The 12,634-nt window shown below is 71.4% G+C and carries 13 protein-coding genes; 8 read left to right on the top strand and 5 right to left on the bottom strand.

From position 1 onward, the window contains the following. Window positions 1–217: 217 nt before the first annotated feature. Window positions 218–1,138 carry a LysR family transcriptional regulator gene (locus tag DIE12_RS30040; protein WP_124523015.1) on the bottom strand — a complete coding sequence of 307 codons (921 nt, stop codon included), beginning with the start codon at window positions 1,136–1,138 and terminating at the stop codon, window positions 218–220. Window positions 1,139–1,262: 124 nt separating this feature from the next. Between DIE12_RS30040 and DIE12_RS30035 the strand changes: the two genes are divergently transcribed. The 8 genes from DIE12_RS30035 (at window position 1,263) to DIE12_RS30000 (ending at window position 8,303) form a co-directional block, all read left to right on the top strand. Further along, entirely contained in the window at window positions 1,263–2,531 is a 1,269-nt protein-coding gene (locus tag DIE12_RS30035) for a YbfB/YjiJ family MFS transporter (protein WP_124523016.1), read from the top strand. Between the two features lie 122 nt (window positions 2,532–2,653). Next, on the top strand, window positions 2,654–3,190 hold the full coding sequence (locus tag DIE12_RS30030) for an NUDIX domain-containing protein (RefSeq protein WP_124488942.1): 537 nt from the start codon (window positions 2,654–2,656) through the stop codon (window positions 3,188–3,190). A gap of 141 nt (window positions 3,191–3,331) precedes the next feature. After that, window positions 3,332–3,769: a thioesterase family protein gene (locus tag DIE12_RS30025; RefSeq protein ID WP_124488943.1), complete on the top strand. Its 438-nt coding sequence runs from the start codon at window positions 3,332–3,334 to the stop codon at window positions 3,767–3,769. 13 nt (window positions 3,770–3,782) lie between these two features. Then, window positions 3,783–4,718, top strand: a complete 936-nt coding sequence (locus tag DIE12_RS30020) for a branched-chain amino acid ABC transporter permease (protein WP_124488944.1) — start codon at window positions 3,783–3,785, stop codon at window positions 4,716–4,718. Beyond that, the gene (locus DIE12_RS30015) at window positions 4,711–5,937 is read left to right on the top strand and encodes a branched-chain amino acid ABC transporter permease (protein ID WP_124523017.1); all 1,227 of its coding nucleotides are present in this window, start codon (window positions 4,711–4,713) and stop codon (window positions 5,935–5,937) included. The genes DIE12_RS30020 and DIE12_RS30015 overlap by 8 nt, the downstream gene beginning before the upstream one ends. After that, entirely contained in the window at window positions 5,934–6,683 is a 750-nt protein-coding gene (locus tag DIE12_RS30010) for an ABC transporter ATP-binding protein (protein WP_124523018.1), read from the top strand. Before DIE12_RS30015 ends, DIE12_RS30010 begins: the two co-directional genes overlap by 4 nt. Beyond that, window positions 6,680–7,384 (top strand): ABC transporter ATP-binding protein, encoded by a 705-nt coding sequence (locus DIE12_RS30005; protein WP_124523019.1) that lies wholly within the window; start codon window positions 6,680–6,682, stop codon window positions 7,382–7,384. The genes DIE12_RS30010 and DIE12_RS30005 overlap by 4 nt, the downstream gene beginning before the upstream one ends. Window positions 7,385–7,556: 172 nt before the next feature. Then, complete coding sequence (locus tag DIE12_RS30000; protein WP_124488947.1) at window positions 7,557–8,303, top strand: glucose 1-dehydrogenase; 747 nt, start codon at window positions 7,557–7,559, stop codon at window positions 8,301–8,303. A gap of 23 nt (window positions 8,304–8,326) precedes the next feature. Here DIE12_RS30000 and DIE12_RS29995 read toward each other — a convergent pair whose 3' ends face one another. From DIE12_RS29995 to iolD, 4 genes are all read right to left on the bottom strand, one after another. Then, window positions 8,327–8,821: a heme-degrading domain-containing protein gene (locus tag DIE12_RS29995; RefSeq protein WP_124488948.1), complete on the bottom strand. Its 495-nt coding sequence runs from the start codon at window positions 8,819–8,821 to the stop codon at window positions 8,327–8,329. Window positions 8,822–8,905: 84 nt separating this feature from the next. Further along, the gene (iolB, locus tag DIE12_RS29990; protein ID WP_044846099.1) at window positions 8,906–9,724 is read right to left on the bottom strand and encodes a 5-deoxy-glucuronate isomerase; all 819 of its coding nucleotides are present in this window, start codon (window positions 9,722–9,724) and stop codon (window positions 8,906–8,908) included. Window positions 9,725–9,755: 31 nt separating this feature from the next. Beyond that, entirely contained in the window at window positions 9,756–10,685 is a 930-nt protein-coding gene (gene iolE, locus DIE12_RS29985) for a myo-inosose-2 dehydratase (protein WP_124523020.1), read from the bottom strand. Window positions 10,686–10,746: 61 nt separating this feature from the next. Beyond that, window positions 10,747–12,630, bottom strand: coding sequence for a 3D-(3,5/4)-trihydroxycyclohexane-1,2-dione acylhydrolase (decyclizing) (gene iolD / locus DIE12_RS29980; RefSeq protein WP_124488951.1), 1,884 nt, complete (start codon window positions 12,628–12,630; stop codon window positions 10,747–10,749). Window positions 12,631–12,634 lie beyond the last annotated feature (4 nt).

Raw genomic sequence — 12,634 nt, 5'->3', positions numbered from 1 at the left:
CGTCACATCGCTTCGCATCAAAAAAAGCGACCCGATCGGCACCTGTGCCGGTCGGGTCGTTTTGTTTTTGTCGGTATGAAGAATTAGCGCGCTCGCTGGCGCTCGCCTGCGTTCCCGGCTCGGGCAGACGCCGACGCGGCCACCACCGCCCTGGCCGCATCGCCCGTGTCGGAATGAAGATCGAGCGCGCGCACCAGCGGCCGCCGGCGATCCCGACTCAGGCCGACACCGATGCGGCCACCGCCGCCTTGGTCGCATCACCCGGCTCCCGCGCAGCCTCACCCAGCGCATCGCGCAACGCGGCGAGCGCCGCCGATGCGTAACCATGCCGCCACGCGAGCAGTGTGTCGATCCCTTCGAGTTCGGGGATCGTGTGGGCGGCGACGTTACCGGTCTCCGGCTGCAACTCGAGCACCGAGCGCGGCGCGACCGCGATGCCGGCGCCGGCCGCGACGCACGCGACGATCGCATGATACGAACCGAGTTCGAGCACACGCGAGGGCTTCATCCCGTGTGCCGCATACCATTGCTCGACATATTTCCGGTACGTGCAACCGCGCTCGAACGCGATCAGCGTCGGCAGGATCACGTCGCGCGGCGTGCGCACGGGCGGATGGCCGCGCGGCGTCAGCAGCACGAGATCCTCGCGGAAGATCGGCACCGTCTCGAATGTGTCGGGCAGCGTGTCCGGCTCGGGCGGCCGCGCAAACAACGCCGCGTCGATCTCGAAGTCGCGCACCTTGTCGATCAGCCAGCCGGTCGTGCCGGTCACGAGCTCCAGCGACACGTCGGGCCACGCATGGTGATAACGCGCGAGCACGGTCGGCAGCCTGCTCGCGGCCGTGCTTTCCATCGTGCCGAGCCGCAGCCGCCCGCGCGGCGTGTCCTCGCGCACCGCGTCGCGCGCCTCGTCGGCAAGCGCGAGCAGCCGCTCCGCGTACGGCAGCAGCGTGTGCCCGGCCGGCGTCAGCACGAGCCGGCGGCCGTCGCGCACGAACAGCGCCGCGCCGAGTTCCTCCTCGAGCTGCTTGATGCGCGTCGTCACGTTCGATTGCACGCGATTGAGCTTCGCCGCCGCGCGCGTCACACCGTTCTCGCGCACGACAGCCCGGAAAATCGCCAGCGCCGCCAGGTCCATGATTCTCTCCTGGAGATATGTGGATTCTTGATTATTCATTTATCGAGAACGTTCGGTCAAGCTACGATACAAGCGTTCCGATTTCCGTTCCGGCCGGCGCGCGCCGCGCGCGGCCTATGCCGCCATGTCCCGTTCCGATGCCCCGAGCGCCGTCGCCGGCGTACACCTGCCCGATGACGCCGACCGCCGCGCCCGCGCGGCCGCGCTCGCCTGCATGATCGGGCTGGCGGTCGCACTCGGCGTCGGCCGCTTCGCGTTCACGCCGCTGCTGCCGCTGATGCTCGCCGACGGCTCGATCGGCCTGAAGGCCGGCAGTTGGCTCGCGTCGGCGAACTACGCGGGTTATTTCGTCGGCGCGGTCAGTTGCGCGGCCGTGCGGGTCGCGCCCTCGCGGATGGTGCGCTTCGGGCTGGCCGCCACCGTGCTGTTGACTGCCGCGATGGGCGTCGGCCATCTGCTCTCCGTGTGGCTCGTGGTGCGCTTCGTCGCGGGCGTCGTCAGCGCATGGACGTTCGTGTTCGTGTCGCAATGGGGGCTGCGGCGGCTCACCGAACTGCATGCGCCCGAGTGGAGCGGGGTGATCTACGCGGGGCCGGGCGTCGGGATCGTGCTGACCGGGCTGATCGGCAGCGCGCTCGCCGGCCATCGCGCGGCGCCCGGCTGGCTCGGCTTCGCAGTGTTGTCGGCGCTGCTGTCGGTCGCGATCTGGCGCACGTTCGGCAGCGCGCCGGGGCCGGCCGCCTCGACAACCGCCGCGCGGGGCGCCGCGGCGCCGGCCGTGCGCGAGAGACCGGCCGCGGCACCGCACGACGCACGGCGCCATCGCGCCGACGCCGCGTGGCTCGTCGTGCTGTACGGGATGCCGGGCTTCGGCTACATCATCACCGCGACGTTCCTGCCGGTGATCGCGCGTGCCGCGCTGCCGGCCGGCTCGCCGTGGCCCGACCTGTTCTGGCCGATGTTCGGCGCGGCGCTGATCGTCGGCGCGATCGCCGCGTCGCGATTGCCCGGCCACTGGGACAACCGGCTGCTGCTCGCCGCCGGCTGCGCGACGCAGGCGCTCGGGATCGCGGCGGGGATCGTCTGGCCGAACGCGGCCGGCTTCTCGGCCGGCAGCGCGCTGCTCGGCCTGCCGTTTACCGCGATCACGCTGTTCGCGATGCGCGAGGCGCGGCGGCTGCATGGCGAGCGAGCGACCGGGCTGATGGGCTATGCGACCGCGTCGTACGGGGTCGGGCAGATTCTCGGTCCGCTCGTCGCCGCGCCGCTGACCGCGCGCTTCGGGTCGTTCTCGCCGGCGCTGTGGGTCGCGGCTGGCGCGTTGCTCGCCGGTGCCGCCGGCTTCGCGGCAACCGCCGCACGCGGGCGCGCGCAACCCCGCATGCAACCCTGACATCATCGGGGCCGGATCGTCTGCGGCGCGGGCAAACTCGCTAGAATGAGGCCTTTCCCGCGCCGAGCGGGCGCGCGACGCGGCCGGCAGGCCGCCGCCGGGCGCTCGCCAGATCCCCATCGATGACCACCGCCGACTACCGTTTTTGCCCGCGCTGCGCGCGTCCGCTGACCGAGCGCGCCGATCCCGACCACGAAGGCGGCCGCGTCCGCCAGGCCTGCCCGGACGACACGTGCGGCTACGTGCACTGGAACAACCCGCTGCCGGTGGTGGCGGCGATCGTCGAACTCGACGGCAAGATCCTGCTCGCGCGCAACGCGGCCTGGCCGGAAGGGATGTTCGCGCTGATCACCGGCTTCCTCGAGAACGGCGAGACGCCCGAGGACGGCATCGCGCGCGAGGTGTTCGAGGAAACCGCGCTGAAGGCCGAGCAGGTCTCGCTGGTCGGCGTCTATGAATTCATCCGCAAGAACGAACTGATCATCGCGTACCACGTGCGCGCGTCGGGCACCGTCGCGCTGTCGCCGGAACTGCTCGAATACCGGCTCGTCGATCCGCCGCTGCTGCGCCCGTGGCGCGCCGGCACCGGCTACGCGCTCGCCGACTGGATGCGCGCGCGCGGCCTCGATTTCGAATTCGTCGACCGAGCGGGGCAGTGACGGGCCGCGCCGCCGCCATGTCGTCCGTCGCGCCGGGCACGATCGCGGCGCGGCACCTCGCCATTCGCCGGCGGGCCGTTCCGCACGGCCGCCGCGCGACGTGCGCTTCATCTTCCTCGTCCTGACCTGACCGCCATCGCCATGTCCGACAAGCCGCAGCCGCGTCCGCGCGACGCCTACCGCCACTTCCTGCCGATCACGACCCGCTGGATGGACAACGACGTCTACGGGCACGTGAACAACGTCGTCTACTACAGCTACTTCGACACCGTCGTGAACGAATACCTGATCCGCGCGGGCGTGCTCGACGTCGAGCACGGGCAGACGATCGGGCTCGTGGTCGAGACGCAGTGCAACTACTTCGCGCCGCTCGTCTTTCCGCAGTCCGTCGACGCGGGGCTGCGCGTCGCGAAGCTCGGCACGTCGAGCGTGCGTTACGAGATCGGGCTGTTCGCGGCGGGCGAAGCCGCGCCGGCCGCGCAGGGGCATTTCGTGCACGTGTACGTCGATCGCGGCACGCGCCGCCCGGTGCCGCTGCCGGACACGCTGCGCGCGGCGCTCGAACCGCTCGCCGGCTGACGGGCGCGCGGCGGTGCACGCGTTCGCGCTCCAGGCATTCAACGGCCTCAGCTACGGGTTGCTGCTGTTCATGCTGTCGGCCGGCCTCACGCTGATCTTCAGCGTGCAGGGCGTGCTCAACTTCGCGCATGCGAGCTTCTACATGCTCGGCGCGTATGTCGGCTACAGCATCGCAGCCCGCGCGGGGTTCTGGCCCGCGCTCGGGCTCGCGCCGCTCGCGGTCGGGCTGCTCGGCGCCGGCTGCGAGCGCGCCCTGCTGCGCCGCGTGCAGGCGCACGGGCACACGAGCGAACTGCTGCTGACCTTCGGGCTCGCGTACCTGATCGGCGAGGGCGCGAAACTGCTGTGGGGCCTCGCACCGCTGCCGGCCCCGGTGCCGCCGCTGTTCGACGGCGCGCCCGTGACCGTGTTCGGCCTCGCGCTGCCGCGCTACCGGCTCTTCATGATGGCGATGTCCGCGGCGATGCTGGCCGCGCTCGGCGCGCTGCTGCGCGCGTCGCGCCTCGGCCTCGTCGTGCGCGCCGCGCTCACGCACCGCGCGGCCGTCGAGGCGCTCGGCTACGACGTGCCGCGGGTGATGACGGGGCTGTTCGGCGCGGGCACCGCGCTCGCGGCGCTGGCCGGCGTGATCGGCGCGCCGCTCGCGGTGATCGAGCCGGCGCTGGCCGAGACCGTCGGGTCGGTGGTGTTCGCGATCGTCGTGATCGGCGGGCTCGGCTCGCTCGGCGGCGCGTTCGCCGCGTCGCTCGCGGTCGGCTTCGCGCAGACCTTCGCGGCGTCCAGCGACACGTCCCTGCGCGACCTCGCGCAATGGGCGGGCCTCGCGCTGCCCGACGGCGTCGCGGCCGTGTCGATCGCGCAGCTCGCTCCGCTGGTCCCGTACCTGCTGCTTGTCGCGGTGCTGGTCGCCCGGCCGCGCGGGCTGTTCGGCGAGCGTGTCGATGGCTAGCCGCGCGCGGGCCGGCGCGCTGCGCTGGGTGCTGTTCGCCGCGTGCGTGGCTGTGCCCGCGTGGCTGTGGCCGCATGGCGCGGTGCTCGGCTATCTCGCGCAGACGGCCGCGCTCGTCGTGCTCGCGCTGTCGTACAACCTGCAGCTCGGCACGACCGGGCTGCTGTCGTTCGGCCATGCCGCCGTCGCGGGGCTCGGCGCGTTCGCCGCCGCGCACTGGTTCAATCATGTCGGCGCGCCGCTGCCGCTGTTGCCGCTCGTCGGCGGCGCGGCCGGCGCGGGCTTCGGGTTCCTCGCCGGCCTGCTCGCGACACGCCGCGCGGGCACCGTGTTCGCGATGATCACGCTCGGCCTCGGCGAATGCGTCGCGGCGGCCGCGTGGAGCGTGCCTGCGTGGTTCGGCGGCGTCGGCGGCGTGCCGATCGACCGCGCGAGCGGCGCGCCCTGGGGCGGCTGGCATTTCGGTGCGCAAACGCAGGCCTACGCGGTGATCGCCGCATGGTGCATCGTGTCGGCGCTGGCGATGCACGCGCTGACGCGCACGCCGCTCGCCCGGCTCGCGAACGCGGTGCGCGACAACCCCGCGCGCGTCGCCGCGCTCGGCACCGAGCCGCGCCGCGTGCGGCTCGCGATGGTCACCTGCGCGTCGTTCTTCGCGGGCATCGCGGGCACGCTGACGCTGATCGACGTCGAGATCGCGACGCCCGACAGCGTGTCGATGGCGCGTTCGGCGACCGTGCTGATCGCCGCGGTGATCGGCGGCACCGGCACGTTCTTCGGGCCGGCGGCCGGCGCGGTGGTGCTGACCGCGTTGAGCGTCGTCGTCGCGGGCGTGTCGCGCGCATGGGCGCTGTATCTCGGCGTGCTGTTCGTCGCGGTCGTCGTCGCCGCGCCGCGCGGGATCGCGGGCATCGCGCAAGCGTTCGCGCATGCGTTGCGGCGCGGCGCGCCGGCGGCCGAGCGGTGGCGCCTGTTGTGCGGCATCGGCGCGTGCGTGTTCTGGGGCGTCGCGATCGTCTGCGCGGCCGAGCTCGGCTATGCGTGGCGTTTCGCGCAGGACGACGGCACCGGCATCGCGTTCGGCGCGTGGGGCATCGACGCCGATTCGCCGGCGGGCTGGGCCGTCGCGGCCTCGGCGGCCGGCATCGGCACGCTGCTGTGGGGCTGGCGCGCGCGGTTGCTGAACCACCGGCACGGCACGTGGGAGGACGGGCTATGAACGGCAACGCGATCGCGCTCCACGGGATCGTGCAGCGTTTCGGCGCGCAGACCGTGCTCGACGGCATCGAATTGAGCATCGCGGCCGGCGAGCGTCACGCGCTGATCGGGCCGAACGGCGCGGGCAAGTCGACGCTGTTCGGCGTGATCGCCGGCGCGACGCGGCCGACGTGCGGGCGCGTCGTGCTGCACGGTGTCGAGTTGCGCGGGCGCGGGCCGGTCGTCGCGAGCCGGCTCGGCATCGGCCGCAGTTTCCAGCAGACGAGCGCGTTCGCGCGGCTGAGCGTGTTCGACAACCTGCGCTGCGCGGCGCTGCATGCGCCGGCCGAGCGGCGGCGCTGGTGGAACCGGCTGCGCGAATCGGCATCGGTCGATCGCGCGGCCGCGCGCGTGCTGCACGACATCGGCCTCGATGCGCGGCGCGACGCGCCGGCCGGCGCACTCGGCTATGCGGAACAGCGCGCGCTCGATCTGGGCATCGCGCTCGCGAGCGGCGCGCGCACGCTGCTGCTCGACGAGCCGACCGCCGGCATGAACCGCGACCAGGCGGCGCGGATGATCGCGCTGATCCGCGCGACGACGCAGGGCCGCACGGTGCTGATGATCGAGCACGACATGGATGCGGTGTTCGGCTTCGCCGAGCGCATCACGGTGCTCGTGCGCGGCACGGTGGTCGCGACCGGTGCGCCCGACGCGATCCGCGCGGACCCGGCCGTGCGTGCCGCCTATCTCGGCGAGGATGCATGAGCGCGCTGCTCGACATCCGCGGCCTGCGTGCATGGTACGGAAGCCAGCCCGTGCTCGACGGCGTCGATCTCGCGCTCGCGCCGGGCGAGACGCTCGCGCTGCTCGGTCGCAACGGCGCGGGCCGCTCGACGCTCGCGAAGGCCGTGATGGGGCTCGTGCGCACCGCGGGCTCGGTGCGCATCGCCGGCGCCGAATGCGCGGGCGCACGCACGTTCGAGATCGCGCGGCGCGGCGTCGGTTACGTCGCCGAAAGCCGCGACGTGTTTCCGCTGCTGAGCGTGCGCGACAACTTGCGGCTCGGGCTGCGCGGCCTGAGCGGCGCGGCCGAACGTGCCGCGCTCGACCGGCTGCTCGCGCGCTTTGCGCTGCTGGCCGCGCGGGCCGACGTGAAGGCCGGGCGGCTCTCGGGCGGCGAGCAGCAGGTGCTCGCGCTGGTGCGCGCGCTCGCCGGCCGCCCGCGCGTGCTGATCGTCGACGAACCGGCCGAAGGGCTCGCGCCGCTCGCGGTCGACGCAGTCGGCGCCTGCCTTGCCGCGCTGCAGGACGACGGCGTCGCGATCCTGCTGATCGAGCAGCGGCTGCAGCTCGCGCCGCGGCTCGCGCAGCGCGTCGCGGTAATGGGGCGCGGGCAGATCGTCTACGACGGCGCGCTCGACGGGCTCGGCGGCGACGTCGTCAGCGCGTGGCTGAGCGCCGGCTGACCGTCCGTCGACCGTCCATCCGCCGATTGTTCGGCAAACCCCGCCAGTCAATTCGTGTCGAGCCGCTTTATCGCGGCCGCCGGAACCGCGAAGATTGCCAGCAAGGCCGGTGCGCCGCGACAGGCGCGACCGGTACCCATCCATCGAAGTCTTCCGACTGAGGAATGAAATCATGAGCAAGCTGGCAGGCAAGGTCGCGATCGTCACGGGCGCTTCCAAGGGGATCGGCGCCGCAATCGCGAAGGCGCTGGGCGCCGAAGGCGCGTCGGTCGTCGTCAACTACGCGAGCAGCAAGGCCGGCGCCGACGCGGTCGTGAGCGCGATCGTCGAAGCGGGCGGCCGCGCGGTCGCGGTCGGCGGTGACGTGTCGAAGGCAGCGGACGCGCAGCGCATCGTCGATACGGCGATCGAGACGTACGGCCGTCTCGACGTGCTGGTCAACAATTCCGGCGTGTACGAGTTCGCGCCGATCGAGGCGATCACCGAAGAGCACTACCGCCGGCAGTTCGACACGAACGTGTTCGGCGTGCTGCTGACGACGCAGGCCGCCGTCAAGCATCTGGGCGAAGGCGCGAGCATCATCAACATCAGCTCCGTGGTGACGAGCATCACGCCGCCCGCGAGCGCCGTCTACAGCGGCACCAAGGGCGCCGTCGACGCGATCACCGGCGTGCTCGCGCTCGAACTCGGCCCGCGCAAGATTCGCGTGAACGCGATCAACCCGGGCATGATCGTGACCGAAGGCACGCACAGCGCGGGCATCATCGGTTCGGACCTCGACAGGCAGGTGCAAAGCCAGACGCCGCTTGGCCGCCTCGGCGAGCCGGACGACATCGCGTCGGTCGCGGTGTTCCTCGCATCGGACGATGCGCGCTGGCTGACCGGCGAGCGCCTCGTCGCGAGCGGCGGGCTGCACTGATCGCGCGAGCCGGCGCGCGCCCGCTACGCGATCATCGCGAGCGCGTTCGCGCCGACATGCCAGCGCAGGCTCTCGACGACGAGCGCATGATCGCGTTCGTCGTCGAGCCCGGCGATCGCCATCGCGCCGACGATGCCGCCGTCGGCCAGCCGCAGCGGCACGCCGCCGCCGTCGAGCGCATAGTCGGCATCCGACAATCCCTGCGACTGCAACGACCAGCCGGCGCGGCGAAAGCGCGCGCCGACCTCGAGCGAACTGACGCCGAAGCGCAACACCGTGTTCTGCCGGCGGCGGATCGCGTCGCTGTCGCGGGCGCGGCTGCCGTCGAGCGCGCAATAGAACAGCGGTGCGGCTTCGCCGACGATGCCGACCGCGATCGGCAGCCCGCGGCGCGACGCGAGATTGACCGCGATGTCGCCGAGCCGGCGCGCGACGTCGGCATCGAAGTGCGCCAGCATCGGCGTTGAGGCCGTGTCGCCGAAGGGCATGGGCGCGCAGCGCGGGAAGGGGATCGGCATGGCAGCTCCGTGTCGTCGCAAGTTCGGCCCGTGCGCGCGTCCTGCGTCGCGCGCCGGCCGTCGATCGTTCAGCGCGTCAATGCATCAGCGCCCGGGCGCCGCGTCGAGCATCCATTCGTGCGCGGGGTCGTTCTTGAACGCCCACGCGCGGCTCGGTCCGGCCATCACGTTCAGGTAGTACAGGTTGTAGCCGTGCGGCGCGACCACCGGGTGATAGCCGCGCGGCACCATCACGACGTCGTGGTTCTCGACCGCGCATGCCTCGTCGAGGCTGCGGTCGTCCGTGTACACGCGCTGGAACGCGAAACCCTGCGGCGGATCGATCCGGTGGTAATAGGTTTCCTCGAGCGACGTTTCGTCGGGCGCCGCGTCGCGATCGTGCTTGTGCGGCGGATAGCTGCTCGAGTGGCTCGCGGGCGTGATCACTTCGACGACCAGCAGCCGGTCCGCGGCCGGGTTGTCGCCCATCAGGATGTCGCATACGTAGCGCGTGTTGGTGCCTTGCCCGCGCACCGCACGCCGCATCCGTTCGCCGTCGAGGCGCTGCACGCGCTTGTCGCCGCTCGCGTAAGGCGCGGTGCACAGCGCGACTTCCGCGTCGCGCGTCGCCACCAGCGTGACGGTCTTGCCGCCCGGCACGTACAGCGCGTCCGGCGACACTTCCTCGAACACGCTGTCGCGCTTGCCGAGTGCGTCGTAGGTCTCGCCGTCGACTTGCGCGCGCAGCGTGCCCGTGAGCACGACGACGCACAGTTCGCGCGTGCCCGTGTCGAGCGTTTCGGTGTCGCCGGCCTTCAGGCGCAGCGCGCGAAAGCCGACGTGTTTCCAGCCGGCCGACTCGGGCGTCACGTTGCAGATTTCGCGGTCGGCGGATGCCTTGACCAGCAGGGGAGAAATCGTCATGGCGTGAGGTTCCTCGATGAGATGACGGGGCTTACGCGCTCAACCGGTCGACGATCGCGCGCAGCGATTCGTAGCCCTTCTTCGCATACTGATAGCTCGGCGCGACGGCCGGGTCCTGCTCGGCCTCGACCACGAGCCAGCCTTCGTAGCCGGCGTCCTTCAGCGTGCGCAGCGTCGCTTCGTAATCGAGCGCGCCGTCGCCCGGCACCGTGAAGGTGCCGTTGATCACGCCGTTCAGGAAGCTCCAGCCGCCGTTGCGCGCCTGCGTGACGACCTGCGGCCGCACGTCTTTGCAGTGCACGTGCACGACGCGCGCCACGTGCTTCCTCAGCAGCGCGACCGGATCGGCCGCGCCGCCGAAATACGCGTGGCCCGTATCGAACAGCAGGAACACCTTCGCCGGATCGGTCAGCGCCATCAGCCGGTCGACGTCGTCCGGCGATTCGACGTACGCGCCCATGTGGTGATGGTAGGCGAGCTTGATCCCGTAGGTCTCGAGCAGGTGCGCGCCGAATGCGTCGAGGCGCGCCGCATAGCGCCGCCAGGTTTCATCGTCGACGAAACGCGGGCGCTTGGCGACCGGCGTGTCGATGCTGCCCTGGATCGTGCCCGCGCATTCTCCGTACACCACGACCTTCACGTCGTTGAACTGCAGCTTCGTCATGTGCGCGCGGCAGCGCTCGATTTCGGCCTCGACGGCATCGGCGTCGCTCATGCCCGGCGCGACTTCCGCCAGAAAGCCCGAATACCAGCCCGACACGCACACGAGCCCGAACTCGGCGAGCTTCGCCTTCAGCTCGGGGCCCGTCTTCGGAAACTTGTTGCCGAGCTCGAAGCCCGCGTAGCCGATTTCGGCGCCTTCCTTCAGTGCCGTCTCGAGCGGCGTCTCGCCGCCGAGCGACGGCAGGTCGTCGTTCATCCACGACAGGGGATTGATACCGATGCGAACGTTCCAGCTCATGACGTGCTTCCTTGGTTCGAATGTTGTTTTCGCGGAGCGGCGGATTGAATGGGGAAACGGATCAACGCCGCTGCCGGGTTTTCTCGTCGAGATACGTCCGGTGCGCGCGTTCGACACCGGCGCGCGCGGATACCTGCGGCACCGCGACTTCCCACCACGCGCCGCCGTCCGCGGTCGTGCGCTCGTGCGTCGTGTCGATCACGATGACCTGGCTCGTCTTCGCCGCGCGCGCACGCTTCATTTCGCTGCGCAGCTCGCCGACGTCGCGCACGTGCACGGCTTCGGCGCCCATCGAGCGTGCATGCATCGCGAAGTCGATCGTCGAGCGTTCGCCGCCTTCCGGCACGCAGTCGTCGAGCATGTTGTTGAAGCTCGCGCCGCCGCAATTGATCTGCAGCCGCTCGATGCAGCCGTAGCCGCGGTTGTCGAGGATCACGACGATGAGCTTGCGGCCGAGCATCACGGACGTCGCGAGTTCGGCGTTGAGCATCATGTACGAGCCGTCGCCGACGATCACGATCACTTCGCGCTCGGGCCGCGCGAGCTTCGCGCCGAGGCCGCCCGCGACCTCGTAGCCCATGCACGAGTACGCGTAGTCCATGTGGTAGTTGCCCGGCACGCCGCTGCGCCACAGCTTGTGCAGTTCGGCCGGCAGCGTGCCGGCCGCGCACACGACGAGATCGTCGCGCGCGCTGTCGCGTCCCGCGTCGGCCGCCGAGTCGCGCACCGCGCCGATCACTTCCGCGTCGTACGGCAGCGTGTCCTTCGGCACGCGCGTAGTCAGCTCGGTCACGCGCGCGTTCCACGCGGCGGCCTGATCCTGGTTCGCGGCCGTCCAGGCCGCATCCGCGCGCCAGCCCGCGAGCGCGGCCGACAGCTGGCCGAGGCCCGTGCGCGCATCGGCGATCAATTGCCGGCCGCGCTTCTTGCCCGCGTCGAACGGCTGCACGTTCAGGCTCAGCAGCGTCGCATTGCCGAACAGCGCGTGCGAGCCGGTCGTGAAATCCTGCAGGCGCGTGCCGACCGCGAACACCACGTCGGCCTGCGCGGCCGCGCGGTTCGCGGCGGGCGAGCCCGTCACGCCGATCGAGCCGAGGTTCAGCGGGTGGTCCCACGCGAGGCTGCCCTTGCCGGCCTGCGATTCGGCGACCGGCACGCCGTGCGTGTCGGCGAACGTGCGCAGCGCGTCCCACGCCTGGCTGTATAGCACGCCGCCGCCGGCGACGATGAGCGGTTTCTTCGCCGCTTTCAACACGTCGAGCGCATCCGCGAGTTCGAGCGTGTCGGCAGGCGGGCGGCGCATCCGGATCACCGGCGGCGCGAAGAAATCCTCCGGCCAGTCGTAAGCGAAGGTCTGCACGTCCTGCGGCAGCGCGAGGCATACGGGGCCGCATTGCGCGGGGTCGGTCATCACCTGGATCGCGCGCGGCAGTGCGACCAGCAGCTGCTCGGGCGACGTGATCCGGTCGAAGTAGCGCGTCACCGGCCGGAAGCAGTCGTTCGCGCTGACGTCGCCCTGTTCGAAGTCCTCGACCTGCTGCAGCACCGGGTCGGGCAGCCGCGACACGAACACGTCGCCGGGCAGCAGCAACAGCGGCAGCCGGCCGACGTGCGCGAGTGCCGCGGAGGTCAGCATGTTGGTCGCGCCGGGGCCGATGCTCGACGTCGCGGCCATCATCCGCTGGCGGAAGTTCGCTTTCGCGAACGCGACGGCCGCATTCGCCATTCCTTGCTCGTTGTGCGCGCGGAACGTCGGCAGCCGTTCTTTTTCGGCATGCAGCGCTTCGCCGAGCCCGGCCACGTTGCCGTGGCCGAAGATCGCGAACACGCCGCCGCAATACGGCAGGATCTCGGTGCGGCCGTCCGGCTGGACGACTTCGGCGCGCAGGGCGGCCAGGTAGCGCACGAGCGCCTGGCTGACGGTCAGTCTCACGGTGGTGGTCATCGTC

Source organism: Burkholderia sp. Bp9015 (genome assembly GCF_003853505.1).
In the GTDB taxonomy this organism is placed as follows: Bacteria; Pseudomonadota; Gammaproteobacteria; order Burkholderiales; family Burkholderiaceae; genus Burkholderia.
Note: the sequence above shows the minus strand (reverse complement) of the source record. Positions and strands in the feature narration are given on the sequence as shown.

What these genes read in the sequence shown, in the direction of transcription:
- iolB (WP_044846099.1), bottom strand. Translation starts at nt 9,724, where the DNA reads ATGACGATTTCTCCCCTGCTGGTCAAGGCATCCGCCGACCGCGAAATC.
- DIE12_RS30005 (WP_124523019.1), top strand. Translation starts at nt 6,680, where the DNA reads ATGAGCGCGCTGCTCGACATCCGCGGCCTGCGTGCATGGTACGGAAGC.
- DIE12_RS30035 (WP_124523016.1), top strand. Translation starts at nt 1,263, where the DNA reads ATGTCCCGTTCCGATGCCCCGAGCGCCGTCGCCGGCGTACACCTGCCC.
- DIE12_RS30000 (WP_124488947.1), top strand. Translation starts at nt 7,557, where the DNA reads ATGAGCAAGCTGGCAGGCAAGGTCGCGATCGTCACGGGCGCTTCCAAG.
- iolE (WP_124523020.1), bottom strand. Translation starts at nt 10,685, where the DNA reads ATGAGCTGGAACGTTCGCATCGGTATCAATCCCCTGTCGTGGATGAAC.
- DIE12_RS29995 (WP_124488948.1), bottom strand. Translation starts at nt 8,821, where the DNA reads ATGCCGATCCCCTTCCCGCGCTGCGCGCCCATGCCCTTCGGCGACACG.
- DIE12_RS30040 (WP_124523015.1), bottom strand. Translation starts at nt 1,138, where the DNA reads ATGGACCTGGCGGCGCTGGCGATTTTCCGGGCTGTCGTGCGCGAGAAC.
- iolD (WP_124488951.1), bottom strand. Translation starts at nt 12,630, where the DNA reads ATGACCACCACCGTGAGACTGACCGTCAGCCAGGCGCTCGTGCGCTAC.
- DIE12_RS30010 (WP_124523018.1), top strand. Translation starts at nt 5,934, where the DNA reads ATGAACGGCAACGCGATCGCGCTCCACGGGATCGTGCAGCGTTTCGGC.
- DIE12_RS30030 (WP_124488942.1), top strand. Translation starts at nt 2,654, where the DNA reads ATGACCACCGCCGACTACCGTTTTTGCCCGCGCTGCGCGCGTCCGCTG.
- DIE12_RS30015 (WP_124523017.1), top strand. Translation starts at nt 4,711, where the DNA reads ATGGCTAGCCGCGCGCGGGCCGGCGCGCTGCGCTGGGTGCTGTTCGCC.
- DIE12_RS30025 (WP_124488943.1), top strand. Translation starts at nt 3,332, where the DNA reads ATGTCCGACAAGCCGCAGCCGCGTCCGCGCGACGCCTACCGCCACTTC.